This is a genomic window from Kitasatospora purpeofusca (assembly GCF_000718025.1).
In the GTDB taxonomy this organism is placed as follows: domain Bacteria; phylum Actinomycetota; class Actinomycetes; order Streptomycetales; family Streptomycetaceae; genus Kitasatospora; species Kitasatospora purpeofusca.
The window spans coordinates 13,637-33,888 of sequence record NZ_JODS01000002.1 but is presented as its reverse complement, the minus strand read 5'-3'; the positions used below and the strand labels follow the sequence as shown (position 1 = coordinate 33,888).

The window sequence follows — 20,252 nt, the reverse complement described above, 5'->3', positions numbered from 1 at the left end:
GCGGACGTGGGGTGGGGTTATCCCCCCGGGTGTCCTCCGGGCCGCCCGAGGGTGGCGCCGGGCCACCGGGATGGCCAGGGTCCGTTCGGTGCCGGGCCCGCGCGGTCCTGGTGGCGGGTCAGATCTCCTCGCCCGGCACACCTTCGTAAGCGGCGCGCAGCTCCGCGACGACCGGGTGGGCGGGGTCGAAGGAGGTGCCGTCGATCGCCGCGATCGGGCGGACGCCCGCGCCCGCGTTGAGGGCGACGGCGGCGACGAAGCGGTCCAGGCCGTCCGGGGCGAGCGGCTCGCGCCGCTGCGGTCCCGGGTGGGCACACGCGAGCAGGGCGGCGGTGACGCCGGGCAGCTCGGCGTCGGTGTCCGGCCGGACCAGCGTGCGGCCGTCGTGCAGGGCGAGGTTCCAGGTGGCGCCCTCGGCGAGGCGGCCGGCGCCGTCCAGCAGCAGGGCGTCGTCGTAGCCGTCGAGCTGGGCGAGCCGGCGCTGGTGCAGCAGGCCGAACAGGCCGACGTGCTTGACCTCCGGCAGCTCGCGCCGGTACGCGGTGGTGCGGACCCGCAGCGGGCCGGGCGCGGCGGCCGGCGCGGGGCGGGTGGTGACCAGCAGGTGGGGCGTGGCGGGGGCGGCGGGGCGCTCCAGGCCGAGCGCCGGGTCGAACACGGTCACCCGGACGATCGTCGGCGCGCCGTCGGCGGGGAGCACCCGGCGGATCCGGGCCCGGACCTCCGCGGGGTCCAGCTCGGCGCCGAAGACCGTGCGGCAGTCGCGAACCAGGCGGTCCAGGTGGAGCGCGAGGCCGCGGGCGCGGCCGGACTCGGCGCGCAGGGTGGTGAAGTGGCCGTAGTTGAGCAGGCCCAGGGCCGCCAGCCGGGCGGGGTCGGCGGGGACGCCGTCGATCTCGATCTCTGCCATGGCGTCGAGTCTCCCAGGGGCGGTGCCCGGCGGAGTCCCCGCCGGGCACCGCGCCGAGTGACAGCGGTCCGCCCGACAGCCGTCCGCCCGGGTGCCGCAGCCTGCCGGTCGGGGCACGGGCAGGAGGCCGGGAGCAGCCGGGGGAGCGGTCAGAGAGCGGTCGCCGCGGGCTCCTCGGACCCGGGCACGGCCTTCCCGCCGCCGGCGATCGGCGGCCCGTCGACGTACCAGTTGTTCCAGGTCCCGTTCTGGCTGCGGTCCCGGGACCACATGTGGTTGTAGTCGCTGCCGCGCGAGGTGATGGTGAAGGCGCCGCCGAGAGTCTGACGGGTGATCACGACCTTGCTGGTGAAGTAGCCGCCCAGGGAGGTCCAGCTGCTCAGCTTGTGGGAGCTGCCGCTCGTCCAGCGCGTCCACACCGCGTTGTCGGTGCCGATCACGAAGATCTCGCTGTTCCCGTCCTGGAAACCGAAGTACGTCACGCCGTCACGGAAGTCACCGCCGCACAGGAAGCTGCCGCCGAACTGCTTGTCGCTGCAGCGCGCGGGGATGTTGATGTCACCCGCCGAGGCGGGAGCCGCACCCAGACCGATTCCGGCGAGGGCGGCGAGGGCCGCGACGGCGGCCTTGATCTTGTTCATGTCTGCTCCTGGTCGGTCGGGGCGGGGCCTCGTCGACCGCCCGGTGGTGCCGGGGCGGCGCGACGCGTCGGGCGGCCGCCCGACGGACCCTCACCGGTAGCAACGGGAGCGGCGGTCGATCGAGTTCATCGCCCGCCCGTCCAATGCCCGCGAACGCGGGGCCCCGACCTGCCGAGCGGTCGACCACGGGTACACCGTGGGGGCGGACAGGTCGCCGTCGGCGGCCGTTCGTGCCTGCTCGGACAGCGGGGGTCCCGCATCGCGTCACCGATCACCAATCGGACAGAGCCGTCCGATCAGCTGCTCAGCACATCGAAGAGGCGCGCCTCAGGGTGCCACCGCGCCGGGGCGGGGGGCCGGGGCGGGGGAAGGAGGAGAGACGGGGGCGGCGGCGGGGGCGGGCAGTTCGATCCCGGACCGGGCGGCAGTCGGCAGGACGGCTCCCGGCCGGGCCGTGCCGGGCTGGACGGCCGTCCGGTCGTCGGCGGCGCCGCGCCGCAGCTCGAACTGCTCGATCCGGTGTGCCAGTCCCTCCGGCTCCCCGCCGTCGGACCAGCGCCAGGCCTCCGCCCACCACTGCGGACCGCGGACCAGCGGACGGCCGGCGAGCGCCAGGTGCAGCGCGAGCGTCGAGCGGGCGTAGTCGTGCACCCAGCCGTCCGCCTGCCGGTAGGCGGCGGTCTCGTCCAGGCGCAGCCAGCGGCCCTCGCGGCCGGCGGCGAGCAGCGGCGTCCAGATCTCCCCGGCGGGGGCGCCCGACGGCCGGTCGGCGACCAGCAGCACCAGGCGTTCCTGCTCCTCCCGGACCCGGTAGGGCGGGAGTTGGGGCATCCGGGTGAAACCGATGGCGTGCTTCCAGGACCGCACCCAGAGGCCCCGGCGCAAGTAGTAGCGGACGGCCCGGGGCCAGGCCCAGTCCGCCTCCAGCCGGTAGCCGGACAGGCCCTCGGCGGTGGCGGCGCGGTAGATCCGGTCGAGGGCCGCGGCGGCCAGGCCCCGGCCGCGCGCGTCGGGGCGCAGGTAGAGCGAGGAGACGGCCAACTGGCCCGCGCCCTTGGTCCAGTTGTCGACCGCGACGGTCCCGACCGGGACGGCGGGACCGGAAGGACCGGAAGGACCGGTGGGGGCGTCCGGGCCGCCGTCACCCAGCAGCCAGTAGCGGCGCCGGTAGAGCTCGCCGCCCGGCCATTCGCGGCCGGACTCGCCGAGCCGGGCGCGCAGCCGGGCCTCCTCGGCCGGGCCGATCGCCGCCGGGTCGAACAGCTCGCCCAACTCGCCCTCGGCGCAGGCCGCGAGGTCCCAGAGCGCGAACTCGCGCACCTCCTCGTCGGCCACCGCCCGCAGGGAGGGCGCCGCGGCCAATCGTTCCTGCGCCCGCCCGACCGCCATGTCCCAGGAGTTCACGACTCCCACGATAGCGAGCGATCGGCACCGTGTGTAATTCGGTGGACACCGAACGTCAGGTCGGATACGAATTCACTTGTTCGGAGAGTCCGCTGCCGAGGAGGAGCCCAGCGCCATGCCCGTTGTCCGCACCGTCCGCACCCACCCCGGAGTCCGCGGGCCGCCCGGCACACCCGCCCGGTGGTAGGGGAAACCCGACCGAAGGACTCGACCTGACCGCCATGACCTCGCTGACCTGCGCCGCTGCAATGAAGTGGTGCTGATTCACCGCCTCCGTACCCCGCGTCCACCCGTTCCCGGCCCCGCCGTTCGCCCCGCAGTTCACCCTGCTGTTCGCCCTGCACCTCGCTCCACCCGTCACCCCGACACCGGCGCCGCTGCACGCACGGACGCACGCACGGGCCCTCGCCCCGGGCCCCGCCCCGGCCCTCGCGCCGTCGCCGGCTCCCGTCGGGTCCACCGCGTCCCCCGTCCTCCCGGCGGGCGGCGGGCTCTGTGGTGCGGCGGGTGGGTGCTCGCCGCCGGGTGGGCGGGGGCGTTCCCGCTGGTCTCCGGGCTGGGTCCGCACCGGAGTTGGGGGCTGTGCGCGGCGGCGGGATACCTGGCGGCGGCGGTCGCCGTGCTCGTACTGCCCCGACGGTGGGCGCGTGGGGGCTCGGTGGCGGTCGCGCTCCTCGGCGCGGTCCTGGTGCCGCTGTTCGTCCTGGTGGTGGGCGGGCAGGGGCAGAGTGAGGTCTCCGTCATCGAGCGCTCGGGCGAGCTGCTGCTCCGGCACGGGACGCCGTACCTGGCCGAGCCGCGCACGGTCGCGGAGTACACGCCCTACCTCCCCGGGATGGCACTGTTCGGGCTGCCCCGCGCCCTGTTCGGTACGGACGGCTGGCCGGCCAGGGTGGCCGGGGACGCCCGGCTCTGGTGCGCCGCCGCGTTCCTCGGCTGCCTGGCCGCCGCCGTCCTGCCGACCCGGCTCCGGCGCGGACGGCCCGGGCGGCCCGGACGCCCCGGTCGCGCGGCAACGGTCACGGCGGCGCTCCCGGGCGTGCTCCCGGTGGCGGCGCTCGTCGCCTCGCCGGTGGTCGCGCTGCCGCTCTGCGTCAGCGGGGTCGACCTTCCGCTGGCCGGCCTCTGCGTCCTCGCCCTGGCCCTGGCCGGGCGGGCCCGGCCGGTTGCCGCCGGGTGGGCGCTCGCCCTGGCCTGCGCGCTCAAGTGGACGGCCTGGCCGGCGGTCGCGGTGGCCGTCGCCCTGCTCGCGGCCACCAGCGGACGGCGCGCCGCGCTGCGGGCCGCCGGCACCGCCGCCGCCGGCACGGCCGCCCTGGTGCTGCCCTCCGCGCTGCGCTCCCCGGGGCCGCTGCTGCAGCAGGTGTTCGCCTTCCCCACCGGGCGCGGCGACCTGCCCACCCCGGCGAGCAGCCCACTGCCCGGACGGCTGCTCGCCGACCTCGGCCCGGCCGGCTGGTACGCCGCCCTCGCGCTGCTGCTCCTCGCCGGGGCCGCCGTCGCCCGCTCCCTGGTGCGCCGCCCGCCGCAGGACACCCGCGCCGCCGCCGACCGGCTCGCCCTCGGTCTCGCCCTGGCGTTCCTGCTCGCCCCCGCGGGCCGGTTCGGCTACCTCGCGCTGCCCGCCCTCCTGCTGCTCCTCCCCCGGCTCGCCCACCTCCCCCGCGCACCTCGCCCTCCCCTCCTCGCGCGGCTCCCCCGACTCCCGCTCCTCCGCCGCACGCAAGCACCCCGCCCGCAAGCACCTCGTCCGCACGCACCCCGCCCGCACGCACCCCAGGTGGTTCCCGCGCCATGACCGGCACCCTCATCGTCACCAATGACTTCCCGCCCCGTCAGGGCGGCATCGAGACCTTCGTCCACGCCATGGCCACCCGGCTGCCCGCCGGGGAGGTCGTCGTCTACACCTCGGCCGAACCGGGCTCCGAGCGGCACGACGCCGCGCTGCCCTTCCCGGTGGTCCGCGAACGGTCACGGATGCTGCTGCCCACTCCCCGGGTGACCCGTCGGGCCGCCGAACTCGCCCGGGCGTACGGGTGCGACCGGGTCTGGTTCGGCGCCGCCGCCCCGCTCGCCGCGATGACCCCGGAGCTGCGGCGGCAGGCGCCCGGCATACGGCGGACCGTCGCCACCACCCACGGCCACGAGATCTGGTGGGCCCGCACCCCGGTCGCCCGGCGCCTGCTGCGGCGGATCGGCGACAGCGTCGACGTCGTCACCTACCTCGGCGCCCACACCCGCGAGCGGATCGCCCCCGCGCTCGGCCCGGCGCCCCGGCTGGAGCGGCTGGTCCCGGGCGTCGACACCGAACTGTTCCGCCCGGGGCCGCGCGAGGAGGCCGCCGACCCGCGCGCACCCGTGATCCTCTGCGTGGCGCGGCTCGTCCCGCGCAAGGGGCAGGACACCCTGGTCCGGGCGCTCCCGCTGATCCGGCGCAGCGTGCCGGGGGCGGTCCTGGTCCTGGTCGGCCGGGGCCCGGCCGAACGCCGGCTGCGCGAACTCGCCCGGCGGCACACCGAGCCCGGTTCGGTCGTCTTCGCCGGCGGCCACGAGCACGCGCAGACGCCCGCCGACTACGCCTCGGCCGATGTGTTCGCGATGCCGTGCCGCACCCGCCGGGGCGGACTGGAGGCCGAGGGCCTGGGCATCGTCTTCCTGGAGGCGGCCGCCGCCGGACTGCCGGTGGTCGTGGGCCGCTCGGGCGGCGCGCCGGACGCCGTCCTCGACGGGGTCAACGGCACGGTGGTGGACGGCCGCGACCCGGCCGCCGTCGCGGCGGCGATCACCGGCATCCTCCGCGCCCCCGCCGCCGAACGCGACCGGATGGGCGCCGCCGGCCGCAGTTGGGTCCGCAGCCACTGGTCCTGGGACACCACCGCCGACCGCCTGGCCACCCTCCTCGCCCCACCGCAGAACCGCCCCGACGCGCACGACCCCCACGACGTGCCGGACCCCCTCGACCCCCGCCGTCCGCGCGCGGCCGACGCCCGGTAGCGCCCGGCAGCGCCCGGTCACGACCTGTCAGCTCCGGGACGATTCGCCGGGCGGCACCGGGCGTTCGGATCCACGAACGCCCGGTCGAGGTTCGTACGCGGGCCCCCACTCCCCTCGTGGTGGGGGCCCGAGCGGGCCTCCGCCGCGCCGACGAGAGAGAGCATGCCAACCGGAGCGGCCGGAGGGCCATGCATTAGCCTCTGGGCCTAATAGTCAGCAACGTGGCAGGTCAGGACTGCCGCAGGGGGCGGAGGAAGGTTCGTGATCGCACTGAAATTCGGGGTTGCGGACCTCGCGAGGACCCGGTTCGTCATATCCCCGTTCGACCATCTGATGGCCGGCTCGGCCCGGTTGGGCGTGCACCAGGGCAGCGGGTCGCGCAGCGAGCGCTGGTGGCGGGACGTCCGCCGCCATGTGCCGCACCGGGCCGTGCGTTTCCTCGAGGTGGTCAACGCGAGCCCGATCGGCGTCCCCGACTTCATGGTGGCGGACCTCGACGCCGTCCGTCGGCAGCTGACCGACGAACTCGACGCGCTCCTCTCCGTCCCGCAGCAGGCCGTGGAGGAGGGTGTCGCGGGGTTCGGCAGCGGCCCGGACGTCCCGACCGCCCTGGCCCGGTTGCGCGAGGACGGCAGCCGGGGCCTGCGCGAGGTCAGCGACGGTGCCTGGGCACTGTTCCGGGCCTGTCTCGCCCCGGACTGGCCGGACATCCGCCGCGCCCTGGAGGCCGACATCGCCGCCCGGGCCCGCACCGCCGCCCGCTCCGGGATCGGCGAGATGCTCGACTCGCTCCACCCGAACGCGGTCTGGCGGGACGAAGGGGTGCTGGAGTGCACCCTCGGCGACCTGGAGGGCTCCTTCGACCTCGGCGGCCGGGGCCTGGAACTGCGGCCCAACTACTTCGTCCAACGGAGCATCGGCCTGCTGGCCGGACCGGACCGCCAGAGCCTGCTGCTGCACCCGATCGCCACCTCGATCACCGCCCCTGCCGCCGCCCCGACCACCGGGCCCGCGGCCCGGACCCCGGCCGCCGACGGCCTCGCCGCCGTGCTCGGCCCCGCCCGGGCCCGTGTCCTGCGCGCCGTCGCCGGCAGCGACTGTTCCACCACCGAGCTCGCCCGGCGGCTCGGCGTCACCCCGCCCTCCGCCTCCGCCCACGCCGCCGCCCTGCGCACGGCCGGCCTGATCGCCACCCGCCGCGAGGGCAGGCAGGTCCGCCACACCCTCACCGAGGTCGGCCACGACCTCCTCCTCGACAACCCGCCACCCCTGCCCCCGGCCTGAGCGGCGGTCGTCGACGGCGGTCGTCGACGGCGCTACTCGCCCTGGAGGTCGGCGAGGTGGGCCAGGACGGCGAGCACCCGACGGTTGCCCTCGACCGGGTCGAGGTCGAGCTTCATGAAGATGTTGCCGCAGTGCTTGACCACGGAGGCCTCGGTGATGTTCAGCCGGGCGCCGACGGTCTGGTTGTTGAGGCCCTCCGCCATCAGCCCCAGCACCTCGCGCTCGCGCGGGGTCAGCCGGGCGATCGGGCGGTCCGCGGACTGCTGGCGGAGCAGCACCCGCACCACGTCCGGGTCGATCACGGTCTCGCCCGCCGCCACCCGGCGCAGCGCGTCCAGGAACTCCGACACCTCGCCGACCCGGTCCTTGAGCAGGTAGCCGAGTCCGGCCCGCTGCGCGCCCGCCGCCCCGAGCAGCCGGGTCGCGTAGGGGGTGGCCACGTACTGGGAGAGCACCAGGACGGGCAGGTCGGCATGGCGGGAGCGGAGGTCGAGCGCGGCGCGCAGCCCCTCGTCCCGGAAGCCGGGCGGCATCCGGACGTCGGTGACGACGATGTCCGGCCGGTCGGCGTCCACGGCGGCGGCGAGGGCCTCCGCGTCGCCGACGGCGGCGGTCACCAGGTGGCCGCCCCGGGTGAGCAGTTCGACCAGCCCGGCCCGGAGCAGCACGGCGTCCTCGGCGATGACTATCCGGAGCACGGCACCTCCAGCCGGAGCCTGGTCGGCCCGCCGGTCGGACTCGTCACCATCAGTCGTCCTCTCAGGATCGCCACCCGGTCGGCCAGTCCCTGCAGCCCGGCCCCGGCGGCCGGGTCGGCCCCGCCGCAGCCGTCGTCGGTCACCTGGAGCACCAGTCGGCCGTCCGCGACCCGTCCGTGGACGGTGACGGCGGTGGCGCCGCTGTGTTTGGCGGCGTTGGTGAGGGCCTCGGTGACGGTGAAGTAGGCGGTGGTCTCGACGGGTCCCGGCAGCCGGCCCGGCAGGTCGAGGTCGACCTCGACGGGGACGGGGTGGCGCAGCGCCACCTCGGCGACGGCGGCGGCCAGGCCGTGGTCGGTGAGCACCTGCGGGTGGATCCCCCGGACCAGGGCGCGCAGCTGCTCCAGCGCCTGCCGGGCCTCGCCCCGGGCCCGGTCGACCAGCACGAGCGCCCCGGCCGGGCGGTCCACACCATCAGCGTCCGCACCGTCGGCGTCCCCACCACCGCTGTCCACGTGCCCGCGCAGCTCGTGCGCGGCCAGGCCGAGCGTCATGCTGAGGGCGACCAGCTGCTGCTGGGCGCCGTCGTGCAGATCGCGTTCGATGCGTCGGCGCTCGGCCTCGAAGGCGTCGGCCAACCGGGCCCGGGACCGGGTCAGTTCGAGGACCGTGCCGCCGGAGTCCTCCTCCCGGGGCCCGAGCAGCAGCCGGGCCAGCCGGACGTGGGCGGTGGTGAGCAGCGCCCCGGCGTGGCCGCCGAGGTAGAGCCCGGCCAGGCCGGCGGCGGTGAACGGGAGCGCGTGCAGCGGTCCGGGCACGGCGTGGCCGGGGATCAGCATCACGGTCTCGGGGGCGAGCGCCTGGACCACCACCGGGCTGACGACCAGCGTCGCCGAGAACAGCAGCAGGGCGGTCAGGCCGAGGCCGGCGGCGGCGAGCGGCGGGGCGACGAGCAGGGTGTGGGCGAGTTCGCGCCAGGTCGCGCGCTCGCGCAGCCGGGTGCGCAGCCGGGCGGGGCGCCCGGCTCCGGGGAGTGCCCGGTGCGGGTCGGGCACCTGCTCCGGTTCGACGAGCCGGAGCAGGCTGCGTTCCAGGGCTCCGGCCGGCAGGCCGGAGAGGGCGACGGCGAGGAGCAGCGGCAGGCCGACGCCGACCACCGAGAGCCCGAGGCCGAGCGCGGTCAGGGCGAGCAGCAGGACCGCCGTCACCAGCCCCAGGACGGCGCCGCCGGACAGGTAGGCCCAGCAGCGCAGGGAGTCGCGGGTGAACGGGAAGCGCAGCGGGCGGGCGCGCAGGGCCGCCAGGACGGCCACCTCGGACGACCGGTCGCCGGCCCCGACAGCCCCAGCAGCCCGGACGGCCTCGGAATCCCCGACAGCGGCCCCGACGACGACGGCGGTGGTGGCGGAGAGGAACGAGGAAGGGGCGCCGACCGCCCCGGTCGCGCCCGCCCCGGTGTTCTCGGCCGTCGCCCGCCCCGTGCCCATCGCCCCACCCTAACCGACCGGCTGACGTGCCCTTCGGCCCCACCGGACGGCCGGTCCTCCCCCGCCCCCGGCGGTCGGCGGCCGGGTGAGCGCGACCGCGGCGATCACCGCGAGGCCGCCGGCCAGGGTGTTCCAGCCGACCGGTTCGGCGAGCAGCAGCGCACCGATCGCGGTTGCCCAGAGCGGGGTCGCGTAGGTGACGGCGGCGGCCACGGCCGTCCCGGCGGTGCGGACCAGGTCGAGGTTGAGGATGTAGCCGACGCCGGTACCGAGCGCGCCGAGCACCAGCAGGGCGGCGGCGGCGCCGAGCCCGGGCCAGTGCGGGGCGCCCGCCGCCAGCGGGGCGGCCACGGCGAGCTGGGCGCCGCCGCAGGTGATCTGGACGGCGGACAGGGCGGTCGCCGACTGCGGACGGGTCGCGAGGTGGCGGCGCAGGTAGGCGAACCCGGCGCCGTAGCAGCAGGTCGCGGCCAGGCAGGCCAGCCCGCCGGCCACCGCGCCCGCCCCGCCGCCGGGCGGTCCCGCCGCCCCGGCCGCTCCCCCGGCCGCTCCCCCGGCGGTGGCGCCGCCGAAGCCGTGCCACACGCCCAGCACGGTGAGCACCCCGGCGAAGCCTAGGGCGAGCCCGGCGAGCCGGCGCGGGCCGGGCCGGTGCTCCCCGGGCACCACGGCGAGCGCGAAGATCATGGTGAACAGCGGGGTGGCCGCGTTCAGCACCCCGGCCAGCACCGAGCTGACCCGGGTCTCCCCGTAGGAGAAGAGGACGAACGGCACCGCGTTCAACAGGACCGCGGCGACGGCGCTGTGGCCCCAGACGGCGGGGTCGCGCGGGACGGCCTCGCGGCGGACGGCGAGGATCGCCCACAGCGCGGCCGCGCCGAGCAGGCAGCGCCAGGCCGCCACCCAGACCGGGGGCACCCCCGCCTCCACCGCCACCTTGATCAGGGCGAAGCTCGCGCCCCAGATCGCCGACAGTGCCACGAACCCCGGCCACCAGCGCCCTCGCACTCCGACCACCCGCCTTTCCCCGGCGGCGGTCCGACCCGGCCCGCCCGCTCGTACTCGATGGACAGAGGGTCGCGGGTCGGCCGATCATGAGTCCAACAAGTGGCGGTGCGGCAGGAATGAGGAAGTCTCATGACCCAGGAGGTGAACTTCGCCCAGCTCAGGGCGCTGGTCGCGGTGACGGACGCGGGCGGCTTCGGGTCGGCGGCGGCCGAGCTGGGCGTGAGCCAGTCGGCGGTCTCGCACGCGGTGGCCGCGCTGGAACGGGTGCTGGGCGCGCCCGTGCTGCACCGGGGCGCACCCGCCCGGCCGACCCCGTTGGGCGAGCGGATCCTGCCGCACGCCCGGACGGCGGTCGCCTCCGCCGCGGCGGTCCGGTCGATCGCCGAGCAGCACAGCGGCGGGCTGACCGGCACCGTGCGGCTGGCCGCGCCGACCACCGTCTGCCAGGGGCTGCTGCCGGCCCTGCTGCGGGACTGGCGGGCCGAGCACCCCCGGCTGACGGTGCGGGTCTTCGAGGGCGAGGACCACGAGTTGGCCGTCTGGCTGGAGACCGGCACGGTGGACGCGGCGGTCCTGGTGGACGTCGACCGGCTGCTGCCGGGGGCGGTGCCGCTCGGCGCCGACTCGATGCACGCGCTGCTGCGCCGCGACCACCCGCTCGCGGGCGAGGCCGGCATCGACGTGGCGGACCTGGAGGACGACGACTTCCTGCTGTCGGAGGGCGGCTGCGAACGGCACATCCGGGACGCCTACCGCCGGGCCGGCGTCCGCTTCGCGCCCCGGCACCGGATCCGCGACCTCAACACGCTGATCGGCATGGTGCACGCAGGGGTGGGTGTCTCGGTGATGCCGGCGCTGGCGCAGCCGATGCTGCCGCCGGACTGCGTCCTGGTGCCGATCCGGCCGGCCGCGTACCGCACCCTGACCCTCACCGGCCCGGCCGGGCGGCCCTGGTCCCCGGCGGTGACGGGCCTGCTGGCGGCGCTGCACCCCGGTCCCGGGAAGCCCGCCGCGCGGCGCTGAGCGACGGGCCGGAGCTCCGGACAGGCAGCCCGGTCGCACGCGGAGCAGCGGCCGGGGCGGTTGACGGCTCCTCAGGACAGGTCTATACCAGTGAGGGCCTCGCGGCGGCCCGGCCCCGGCGCGGGGCGCCGTCGGCCCGGCGCGCCGCCCCCACAGTCGGCGCGGGTGGGCCGCAGTCCGCCGTTTCCTGGAGAGGCAGATCCCGATGGAACGTGCACTTCCCCCACACCCGGACCGAAAGCCGAACCCGCCCCAGCTCCCGCACCCCTCCGACCGAAGGCCCCGCCTGCGCTCCCCCCGCAGCGTCCTCGCCGCCGCCGGGGTGCTCGGCCTGGTGGCCGGCGCGCTGGCCGGCGGCGGCCTGGTCGCCACCGCCGGCACCGGGACCGCGTCCGCGGCCGCCGCGGGCGGCATCGGCAGCAACTGGTACGCCTCGGCGCCGTACCTGATGCCCGAGGACAACAGCCCGCCGGACGTCTCGACGGTGATGGACGCCACCGGCCAGAAGGCCTTCCAGCTGGCGTTCATCCTGGACAAGGGCGGCTGCGTCCCGTCCTGGGGCGGGACGTCCCCGATCGACACCGACACCACCATGCCCGCCGTGATCCGGACCGTGCGGGCCAAGGGCGGCGACGTCTCCGTCTCGATCGGCGGCTACGGCGGCACCAAGCTCGGCCAGACCTGCGGGACGCCGGAGGCGACCGCCGCCGGGTACCAGAAGGTCGTCGACAAGTACCAGTTGAAGGCGATCGACTTCGACCTGGAGGAGCCGGAGTACGAGAACACGGCCGCGATCCACAACGAGATCGGCGCGGCCCGCATCCTGCAGCGCAACAACCCGGGGCTCTACATCTCGATCACCACGGCCGGCACCACGGCGGCGGGCACCGGCTGGTTCGGCCAGCAGATGCTGAACGAGGCCAAGGCGCAGGGCTTCACCCCGGACAACTACTCGATCATGCCGTTCGACGGCGGCTTCAGCGGCGCGGCCGCGCAGACCGACGCGCTGGTGAAGTTCAACCAGCTGCTGCGCACCACCTTCGGCTGGTCGGAAGCGGACGCCTACGCGCACGAGGGCGTCTCGCTGATGAACGGACGCACCGACGCCGCCGAGTACTTCCGGCAGGCGGACTTCCAGGCGGTGCTGGACTTCGCACTCGCGCACAAGCTGGCCCGCTACACCTACTGGTCGGTCAACCGGGACCGGCAGTGCCCGGGTCCGGTCGACCCGGGGCTCTCCGGTTCCTGCTCCAGCGTGGCGCAGAACGACTGGGACTTCACCAAGTTCACGGTCCGCTTCGCCGGGGCGACCCCGCCCACCAACCCGCCGACCACACCTCCCACGACGCCGCCGACGACCCCGCCCACCACGCCGCCGACCAGCCCGGGAAGCTGCCTCGACCAGCCCTGGGACAGCGCCACCGTCTACACCGGCGGCGCCAAGGTCTCCTACCAGGGCCACAAGTACCACGCCAAGTGGTGGACGCTGAACGAAGTGCCGACCGCGAGCGGCCAGTGGGGCGTCTGGGGGGACGACGGCCCCTGCTGAGCCCGTGACGGTGGGGCGGGCCGCGACGGCCCGCCCCACCCGCCCGCCGGCACGTCAGTCCGCGAGCCGCTCGCGCAGGTCCGCCAGGATCTCCGCGGCCTCCTCCAGCCCGTACTTGCGGCAGCGCTCGACGGCGGCGGCGAGCCGCGCCCGGGCCGCCGACGTCCGGCCGAGGTCGGTGCCCTCGATCAGCGCGGCCAGCCGGACGGCCTCAGCGCGCGGGGTCTCGGCCCGCTCGCCGCCCGCCTCGTAGGCGGTGATCGCGAGGTCCGCCTCGGTCAGCGCCTCCTCGTAGCGGTCCGCCACCGCGTAGGCGCGGGCCCGCTCGTAGTGGACGGAGGCCCGCAGGTACCAGGCGTCGGCGTCGGGCTCGACCCGCTCGGCCCGCTCGCGCACGGCGTCCGCCTCGGCCAGCCGGGCCAGGGCCTGCTCCAGCCCGTCCGCCCCCTCCCGCTGCACGACGAGCCGGGCGAACTGCCGCAGCATCGCGGAGACCGGACCGGTCTGCGGCCACTGCTCCTGCGCGGCGAGCGCCCGGGACCGCGCGGCGTGCGCGGCCTCCCAGCGGTCCGCGAGGGCGAGCGCGACGGCCGCCTCCGCGGCGACCATGGTGCGCAGGTGCAGGTCCTCGGTCCAGCCCTCCAGCAGGGTGGCCAGCCGCAGGTACTCCTCGGCCGCGTCCCGGTACTCGTCCAGCGTGTACAGGCCGCGCGCGAGGTCCAGCCTGGCCTGGGCGAACAGCCGGTCCTCCGGTCCGGCGGCGGCCGCGTCGGCCAGCACCGACTCCAGGACGGCCACCGCGTCGGCGGTGCGGTCGGCGCTGCTCAGCAGGTCGGCGAGCTGCAGCCTGGTCCTGGCCGCGTCCCCGGCGGCGGCCGGGCCCTTGCGGTCGAAGCGCCCGGCGGCCTCGGAGAGCGCCCGGATCGCGGCACCGGTGTCCCCGAGGTGGGCGCTGGCGTGCCCGGCCATCAGATAGGTGGCGGCGAACGGGTAGGACTCGTCGGCCCAGCGGGCGGCCGCGGCCAGGGCCCGGTGCAGCACCTCCACGGCCTCGGCCTGCTCGCCGTTCTGCAGCAGCGCCTGCCCCAGCAGCCCGTACGCGCGCGGCGTGTGCCAGGGCTGCCCGGCCTGCTCCAACTCGGCTATGACGGTGCGCAGTTCCTCGGCCGCCTCGGTGATCCGGCCCTGCCGGGCGGCGACGTCCGCGGCGTACTGGCGGGCCACCGTCAGCCGGCGCACGGAGCCCCTGGCGGCGGCCGCCTCGCGGTAGGCGGCGACGGCGAGCGCGAAGCGCCCGGCCTGCTCGGCGGGCGGCTCCTCGGGCGGTTCGGGCAGCGCCAGGACGAGTTCGTGGTGCGCGGCGTAGGCGCGGCACTGGAGCACGACCAGGTAGTCGTCGTCGGCGAGGGCGGGGCCGCCGGGCGCGGCGGCCAGCTCCTCGGCCCGCGCCAGGGCGGCGTCCAGGGCCGCCCAGTCGACGGCCCGCGCGGTCCCGGCCGCGTCGCCGTCCCCGGAGCCGTCCCCGGAATCGTCCGCCGAGTCGTTCCCCGAGCCGTCCCCCGAATCGTCCCCGACCAGGACGGCGACCAGGGCCCGGGTCCGGGCCGCCAGGGCCCGCCCGGCCAGCCCCTCCCGCTCGAAGAGGTCACCGGCGCCCCGCAGTTCGGCGACGCCCTCCTCCCAGTCCTCCCGGTCGAGCGCCGCGTGCGCCCGCCGCTCGGCGAGTTCGGCGCGCAGCTGCCCGACCGTACCCAGCCGGTCCGCGTCGGCCGCACCCGCGACCGCGGCCTCGCCCTCGGCGGTGAGCCGCTCGCCGATCCGCCGCCAGAGCCGGTCCGCGTCGGGGTGCCCGAGCAGTTGCAGCTCGCGGGCGCGGAGCACCAGCGCGGCGAAGTCCTCCGGCTCCGGCTCGGCCTCCCGGACCGGCACCGCCGGCACGACCGGGACGGCGGCCAGTTCCGGCGCGGCCGCGGCCCGCACGCCCAGCGCCAGCGGCTCGGCGAGCAGCGGCCGTCGGGCCAGCCGGTCGCGGCGGCGGGAGCCCACCGCCGCGGTGCCGTTGCGGGCGTCGAAGCGGGCGGCCAGGGCGTCGGCCTCGGTCCGCAGATGGGCGAGCAGGGTGTCGACGGTCCAGCTCGTGCCGGGCGGGCCGCTGACGGTGAGCGCGCCGTGGCCGGCCCGCTCCAGGCCCGCGATCAGCACCTCGACGCCGGTGAGGAAGTCCAGCCGGCCGCTGGGGTCGCCGGTGACGCCGAACAGGTCGCGGTTCTCGGCGAGGATCTCCAGCCCGCGCGGCTCGTTGCCGGACAGCGCGCAGAACTCGATGTGCTGGCCGACCGAGCGGGCCAGCCCGCTCTTGCCGCGCGCGAAGCGGTAGCCGACCAGGTGGCTGGAGCGGGCCTCGTCCAGCCGGCCCTGGCGCAGCAGCGGAAGCAGCGCCTGGGCGTGGCTGACATGGGGCTCCTCGGCGCAGGTGCTCTCACCGCTGAGCACCGGCCGCCAGGCCTCCAGCGCGGCCGCGTCGTCGCCCTGGCGCACCAGGTGGGAGGCCGCGGCGCGGACCTCGCAGGCGTGGCAGTCGCTCAGCTCGGTGCGCGGCCGGGCGGCCCACAGCTCGTAGGCGTCCTGGACGTCCTCGCCGATGTGGGCGGCGAGGTGGAAGCGCTGGGCGTAGTACGGCTGGAGGCCGTGCCCGGCGGCGCGGTAGCGGTCGCGCATCTCCCCGTGCCAGCGGCGGACCGAGGCGAGCGGCACGTCCGGGGTACCGAGCAGCGAGGTGGCGACCCACTTGAAGCGCCAGAACACCTGCTGCGTCGCCCACTCGCCGAAGCTGCCCGGGTCGGTGTCCCAGAGCCTGAGCACGCGGGCGAAGACCACCGGGGCCTTGCTCCGCTCGCCGTCGTACTCGTAGGCCTCCATGAGTTCCAGGAGGGCCATGGCGCGCAGCCCGGTGTCGTCGAACTGGTCGGCGGCGTCGACGAGTTCCTCGGCGGTGACGGTCCGCTGCCGGCCGTAGGGGCGGGCGTCGTTGTCGCGCAGCGCGGCCATCACCGCGTCGATGGTGTCCAGCATCACGCCTCCTTCTGCGGGCCCAGCGGGTCCTGCGGACCGCGCGTGCCCCGGCCGGCGGCCTCGTGGCCGAGCATCGCGTGGTCCAGCAGGCTGATGAACGAGCGGTTGAGCAGGGCGCTCTCGCTGGAGGTGAGCGGCCGGCGGGTGAGCAGCACGGCCTGCCCGTAGAGCGTCTCGACGGCGGTGACGGCGAGTTCGCGGTCCACGATCGAGGCGGCCCGGCGCACCAGCGGGTTGAGGTGGTTCAGGACCAGCTGCGCCCGGGGCACCTCGGCGCGCAGCGAGCCGAGGATGTCGGCCCACAACCCGTCGGCCTCCTCGGCCAGTTGGGCGCGGCCGCGCTCGTGCCTGGCCTCCCGGTTGTCGAGCAGCAGGGCGGGCGCGCTGGTCGGGTGGAAGCTGCGCAGGGCGACGTCGCAGTCGAACCGGCCGACCACCTCGCGGGCCACCGCGAGGAAGGCCGAGGCGGCGAGTTCGGCGGCCGGGTCGACGGCGTCCAGGTGCGCGGTGACGGTGCTGGGGTCGAGGTCGGCGACGGAGGTGCCGGGCCGGATCTCGGGCAGCCGGTGCACCAGGTCGCGGTCGTAGGTGTAGCCGCCGTTGACGACGCCGAGCCCGGCGGCGCCGGCGATCGGGGCGACCTGGCGGAACTCCTCGACGGTGCGGGTGACCAGGACGACCGGGTGGGTGCGGGCGAACTCGTCCAGGGTGACATTGCCGTCGGTGGTCTCGAACGGCAGCCAGGGCAGCAGCATCCGCAGCAACTCGTCGTCGTAGCGCGCGAGTTCCTTGACGGCCAGGTGGTGCACCGAGATGAACCGGTGCAGCAGCGCCGGGTCGCTGGCGGACAGGCCGGTGAGCCAGTCGCGGATCCGGGCCCCGAGCGCGTCGCGGACGGCGGCGAGCATCTCGTCGGCGTACAGGCCCTCACGGGAGGCGGTGGGCCGCAGGCCGTCGGTGTCGACCACGCAGCGGACGAAGAACGCCCAGTCGGGCAGGAGTTCGTCGGCGTGGTCGGAGAGCAGCATGCCCTTGAGGTGCACCCGGTGCCCGGCCCGGCGGGACGGCGGGACGGCGTCGGGCAGGACGTAGGCGACACCGCGCAGACCGACCAGCGGCAGGTCCAGCTCGATGGTGTCGAGCGGGGTGAAGTCGAAGGTCGAGCGGCAGTACGCGGCCAGCGCCTCGCGGCGGGCCAGCGGGGAGCCGTGCCGGTCGGCCCACGGCGGGGTGTGGTTGACCCGGGTGGTCTCGCCCCGGCCGTCGACCACGGTGACCTCGTGGCGCAGCAGGCTGCCGAAGTCGCGGGCCAGCGAGATCACCCGGTCGGTGCGGGTCCACTCGGCGGCGTCGGCGCGCGGGGCGAGCCGGACGGTGGTGCCCGGCTCGGGCTTGGCCTCGGACGGCAGGGTGCGGATGGTGTAGCGGCCGTCCGAGCCTCCGCGCCACTCGATGACGGGGGCGTCGGGGGTGGCGGCGGAGCGGGTGACGACGGTGATCTCGTCGGCGACGACGAAGCAGGCCAGCAGGCCGATGCCGAACTGGCCGATGAAGTCGCCCCGGGCGCGGGCGAGTCCGTCACCGTCGAGGCGGCCGTCGGCGTCGCGCTTGGAGCTGCGGCCGATGGTGGCGAGGAAGGTGTGGACGTCCTGCTCGGTCAGGCCGATGCCGGTGTCCGTGACGGTCAGCCCCTGGTCGGTGCGGACGGTGATCGCGGCGGGCGCCGACGGGTCGAGGGCCTGCCGGGCGGAGATGGCGTCGACCGCGTTCTGCAGGAGTTCGCGCAGGTAGACGCGGGGGCTGGAGTAGAGGTGGTGGGAGAGCAGGTCGACCAGGCCGCGCAGGTCGACCTGGAAGGTGTGCGCGCTCGTCGGGTTCTCGGATGGGGACACCGGTGGCTCTTTCGATCGCAAGGGCGGTTCGGGCATGGGGAGGGGCGGCACGACGGCTCCCGGCGGCAGCCGCGGCCGGGGTCGCGGGACCGGGCGTCACGGGGCCGGGAGGCCGGGCCCCTAGGGTGCGCAGCGGTCGCGGTGGGTGCGGAAGTTCTCGGCCTCGTCGCCGCCCAGGTAGTACCAGGGCCAGTCGGTGACGACGTCGTCGAGGGTGGCGAACACCGCGTGGGCGAGCTCGCGCTCGTCGGCGAGCGAGAGGACCATCGCGAAGGCGTTGTGGGTGGCCCGCCAGTCGCGCCGGCGCCGGTAGGCGGGGTGCAGCACGGAGCGCAGCGCCGCCTCGCGCAGCGCGGCGCGGACGCTCGGGCCGGTCAGGTAGGCGTGGTCCTCGCCGCCGGGCAGGTCGAGCCAGTGCTCCAGGTGCGCGAGGGCGACGATCTCGCCGAGCGGGCTGCCCTCGGGGGCGTCGAGCATCGCCCGGCGGGCGAAGGCGTGCATCTCCTCGTGGGAGCCGCCCCACTTGGCGCACAGCTGCTGCAGCCGCTGCTGGTGGGAGGCGAGGTGCTCGGGGTCGCGGCGCAGCGCGGCGTCGAAGCGGGCGGTGGCGATGCCGCGGCCGAGCGAGGCGCCGCGGGCGCCGATCTGCAGGAAGAACCAGGGGGCGAGCCAGGACGGTTCGCGCTCGGCCACCTCCAGCAGCTGTTCCTCGGCGGTGCCGAGCCGCTCGCGGAAGAGCTCCCACTGCGCCTCGGTGACCTGCTGGGCGCGCTGTCCGGTGCGGGCCTCCCAGCCCCAGGCGATGTGCCGGGCGCCGGAGAACAGCAGCAGCAGGGTGTCCTCGGGGTGCTCGGCGACGGCGGCGGCCAGCCAGCGCTCGGTGCCCTCGACGGAGGAGAGCCGGTGGAGCAGCCAGGTCAGCTCGGCGGCGTCCTCGATCTCGGCGAGGACGGAGCCGACCGCGTTCCAGTCGCCGGCGTCGGCGAGGGCGCGCAGCCGGCGCAGTTCCTCGTCGCCGTGCGAGAGGTCGAGCACCGGGGTGAGGCCGCGCGGCGCCTTCCGCCCGAGGCCGCGGCTCCGACGGCCGGCCGGACCCGCCGGGGCGTCATCGGCTGATCGGCGTCGGAAAAAGGACATGGTGCGGCCCCCCTGAGACCTCGTCGACCGGGACGGTCAGCGGTTTCGTTCGTATGGCCTCGCAGTGGCCACTCGGATGCACTGCATATCACGCGCCTCCGACGTCCCGTCGACCAGCCCTGTTCCCGAACGCACCAGGACGTTCCCCGGACGCCCTCGGGGACTCCCCCGGACGCCCCCGGACGGCCCCGGACGCACGGGACCCGGCCCGCCGCCGTGCGGCCGGGCCGGGTCCTCGCCGTGCGGCGACGCGGGATCAGACCCGGTCGGCGGCGATCAGCAGGTACTGGAAGGAGCCGTCCTTGTAGGAGTTGATGAACGCCTCCTCGATGCCGGTCACCAGCGACGGCACGGTGGCACGCAGCTCCCAGTACGGGAGGGTGGCCGCGGTGAGGTCGATGACCGCGTTCGGCACCAGGCGGTTGTCGGCCATCGCCTTGAAGTACTCGCGGCGGGAGTGGATGTTGCACTCGAAGTGGGCGTTGATCTGGGAGACCCACTTCGAGGGCTGGCCGTAGGTCGGGTTCCAGCAGCCGGTGATGGTGACGTAGCGGCCGCCGACCGACAGGATCCGGGAGTGCTCGCCGAGCAGGTCCTCCAGGTCGACGTACATGCTGGACTCGTTGTTCCAGGACGCCCGGACGCTACCGGTGTCGAACGGCATGTCCAGCATGTTGCGGACCTGGGCGCGCACCGAGCCGTCGATGCCGAGCTCCTTGGCCCGCCGGTTGCCGAACTCGGCCTGCTTGGCGGACAGGGTGACGCCCTCGACCTTGCAGCCGAAGCGCTGGTGGGCCATCACCATCGAGCCGCCGCGGCCGCAGCCCGCGTCGACCAGGGTGTGCTCGGGGCGGATGTCACCGAGGTTGTCCAGCAGCACGTCGGTCTGGGCGGACTCCAGCCGGTGCAGCTCGGCGACGAGCTTCTTCTCCCGCTCGCTGTCGTCCGGCGCACCCAGCGCGGTGTGGTCGACATCGCCGATGCCGTAGTGGTGGTGGTAGAGGCCGTCGACGTCGCCGAGGCGCAGGTTCACCGGCCGGGCCTCGTGGTCCCAGTAACGGGCGATGTCGCCCTGGTACGGGGTGGCCGGACCAGGGACGGTGGTGCGGTTCACGGGGGTGGTGTCGGTGACGGACACGGTTCAGCTCCTTGG

General features: G+C 76.0%; 15 protein-coding genes. 5 read left to right on the top strand and 10 right to left on the bottom strand.

Going from position 1 to position 20,252, the window contains the following annotated elements:
- Positions 1 to 118 precede the first annotated feature (118 nt).
- From IF01_RS0103265 to IF01_RS0103255, 3 genes are all read right to left on the bottom strand, one after another.
- On the bottom strand, positions 119 to 910 hold the full coding sequence (locus tag IF01_RS0103265; RefSeq protein ID WP_030391695.1) for an aminotransferase class IV: 792 nt from the start codon (positions 908 to 910) through the stop codon (positions 119 to 121).
- Between the two features lie 149 nt (positions 911 to 1,059).
- On the bottom strand, positions 1,060 to 1,551 hold the full coding sequence (locus IF01_RS43485; protein ID WP_051740128.1) for a DUF8189 domain-containing protein: 492 nt from the start codon (positions 1,549 to 1,551) through the stop codon (positions 1,060 to 1,062).
- 327 nt (positions 1,552 to 1,878) lie between these two features.
- Positions 1,879 to 2,955, bottom strand: coding sequence for a GNAT family N-acetyltransferase (locus tag IF01_RS0103255; RefSeq protein ID WP_106981184.1), 1,077 nt, complete (start codon positions 2,953 to 2,955; stop codon positions 1,879 to 1,881).
- A 511-nt stretch (positions 2,956 to 3,466) separates the two neighbouring features.
- On the opposite strand from IF01_RS0103255, the gene IF01_RS0103250 reads away from it, so the two are divergent.
- The 3 genes from IF01_RS0103250 to IF01_RS0103240 all read left to right on the top strand — a co-directional run bounded on the left by IF01_RS0103250 (position 3,467) and on the right by IF01_RS0103240 (position 7,233).
- Positions 3,467 to 4,753 carry a glycosyltransferase 87 family protein gene (locus tag IF01_RS0103250; protein ID WP_063764122.1) on the top strand — a complete coding sequence of 429 codons (1,287 nt, stop codon included), beginning with the start codon at positions 3,467 to 3,469 and terminating at the stop codon, positions 4,751 to 4,753.
- Positions 4,750 to 5,949: a glycosyltransferase family 4 protein gene (locus tag IF01_RS0103245; RefSeq protein WP_063764121.1), complete on the top strand. Its 1,200-nt coding sequence runs from the start codon at positions 4,750 to 4,752 to the stop codon at positions 5,947 to 5,949. The genes IF01_RS0103250 and IF01_RS0103245 overlap by 4 nt, the downstream gene beginning before the upstream one ends.
- A 261-nt stretch (positions 5,950 to 6,210) precedes the next feature.
- Positions 6,211 to 7,233, top strand: coding sequence for an ArsR/SmtB family transcription factor (locus IF01_RS0103240; protein WP_030391690.1), 1,023 nt, complete (start codon positions 6,211 to 6,213; stop codon positions 7,231 to 7,233).
- A 32-nt stretch (positions 7,234 to 7,265) separates the two neighbouring features.
- Here the strand turns inward: IF01_RS0103240 and IF01_RS0103235 are convergent, their stop codons facing one another.
- From IF01_RS0103235 to IF01_RS0103225, 3 genes are read right to left on the bottom strand one after another with little or no spacing between them, the layout of a single operon-like run.
- On the bottom strand, positions 7,266 to 7,931 hold the full coding sequence (locus IF01_RS0103235) for a response regulator (protein WP_030391689.1): 666 nt from the start codon (positions 7,929 to 7,931) through the stop codon (positions 7,266 to 7,268).
- The gene (locus IF01_RS0103230) at positions 7,919 to 9,418 is read right to left on the bottom strand and encodes a sensor domain-containing protein (protein WP_078879619.1); all 1,500 of its coding nucleotides are present in this window, start codon (positions 9,416 to 9,418) and stop codon (positions 7,919 to 7,921) included. Before IF01_RS0103230 ends, IF01_RS0103235 begins: the two co-directional genes overlap by 13 nt.
- A gap of 9 nt (positions 9,419 to 9,427) precedes the next feature.
- On the bottom strand, positions 9,428 to 10,435 hold the full coding sequence (locus tag IF01_RS0103225; RefSeq protein ID WP_051754868.1) for a DMT family transporter: 1,008 nt from the start codon (positions 10,433 to 10,435) through the stop codon (positions 9,428 to 9,430).
- Between the two features lie 120 nt (positions 10,436 to 10,555).
- Here IF01_RS0103225 and IF01_RS0103220 point away from each other — a divergent pair, with 120 nt between their 5' ends.
- Together IF01_RS0103220 and IF01_RS0103215 are read left to right on the top strand one after the other, a co-directional pair.
- On the top strand, positions 10,556 to 11,449 hold the full coding sequence (locus IF01_RS0103220) for a LysR family transcriptional regulator (RefSeq protein WP_051740125.1): 894 nt from the start codon (positions 10,556 to 10,558) through the stop codon (positions 11,447 to 11,449).
- 331 nt (positions 11,450 to 11,780) lie between these two features.
- Complete coding sequence (locus tag IF01_RS0103215; RefSeq protein WP_157855169.1) at positions 11,781 to 12,998, top strand: carbohydrate-binding protein; 1,218 nt, start codon at positions 11,781 to 11,783, stop codon at positions 12,996 to 12,998.
- Positions 12,999 to 13,052: 54 nt separating this feature from the next.
- Here the strand turns inward: IF01_RS0103215 and IF01_RS0103210 are convergent, their stop codons facing one another.
- The 4 genes from IF01_RS0103210 to IF01_RS0103195 all read right to left on the bottom strand — a co-directional run bounded on the left by IF01_RS0103210 (position 13,053) and on the right by IF01_RS0103195 (position 20,237).
- Positions 13,053 to 16,070 carry an ATP-binding protein gene (locus IF01_RS0103210; protein ID WP_030391684.1) on the bottom strand — a complete coding sequence of 1,006 codons (3,018 nt, stop codon included), beginning with the start codon at positions 16,068 to 16,070 and terminating at the stop codon, positions 13,053 to 13,055.
- Complete coding sequence (locus tag IF01_RS0103205) at positions 16,070 to 17,998, bottom strand: HSP90 family protein (RefSeq protein WP_051740124.1); 1,929 nt, start codon at positions 17,996 to 17,998, stop codon at positions 16,070 to 16,072. Before IF01_RS0103205 ends, IF01_RS0103210 begins: the two co-directional genes overlap by 1 nt.
- An 84-nt stretch (positions 17,999 to 18,082) precedes the next feature.
- Positions 18,083 to 18,997 carry a hypothetical protein gene (locus tag IF01_RS0103200; RefSeq protein ID WP_037778873.1) on the bottom strand — a complete coding sequence of 305 codons (915 nt, stop codon included), beginning with the start codon at positions 18,995 to 18,997 and terminating at the stop codon, positions 18,083 to 18,085.
- A gap of 358 nt (positions 18,998 to 19,355) precedes the next feature.
- Complete coding sequence (locus IF01_RS0103195; RefSeq protein WP_030391681.1) at positions 19,356 to 20,237, bottom strand: geranyl diphosphate 2-C-methyltransferase; 882 nt, start codon at positions 20,235 to 20,237, stop codon at positions 19,356 to 19,358.
- Between the last annotated feature and the right edge of the window lie 15 nt (positions 20,238 to 20,252).

Excerpts from the sequence above, each read along its gene's own strand:
- IF01_RS0103230 (WP_078879619.1), bottom strand. The coding sequence starts at position 9,418 with ATGGGCACGGGGCGGGCGACGGCCGAGAACACCGGGGCGGGCGCGACC.
- IF01_RS0103220 (WP_051740125.1), top strand. The coding sequence starts at position 10,556 with ATGACCCAGGAGGTGAACTTCGCCCAGCTCAGGGCGCTGGTCGCGGTG.
- IF01_RS43485 (WP_051740128.1), bottom strand. The coding sequence starts at position 1,551 with ATGAACAAGATCAAGGCCGCCGTCGCGGCCCTCGCCGCCCTCGCCGGA.
- IF01_RS0103265 (WP_030391695.1), bottom strand. The coding sequence starts at position 910 with ATGGCAGAGATCGAGATCGACGGCGTCCCCGCCGACCCCGCCCGGCTG.
- IF01_RS0103210 (WP_030391684.1), bottom strand. The coding sequence starts at position 16,070 with ATGCTGGACACCATCGACGCGGTGATGGCCGCGCTGCGCGACAACGAC.
- IF01_RS0103205 (WP_051740124.1), bottom strand. The coding sequence starts at position 17,998 with ATGCCCGAACCGCCCTTGCGATCGAAAGAGCCACCGGTGTCCCCATCC.
- IF01_RS0103245 (WP_063764121.1), top strand. The coding sequence starts at position 4,750 with ATGACCGGCACCCTCATCGTCACCAATGACTTCCCGCCCCGTCAGGGC.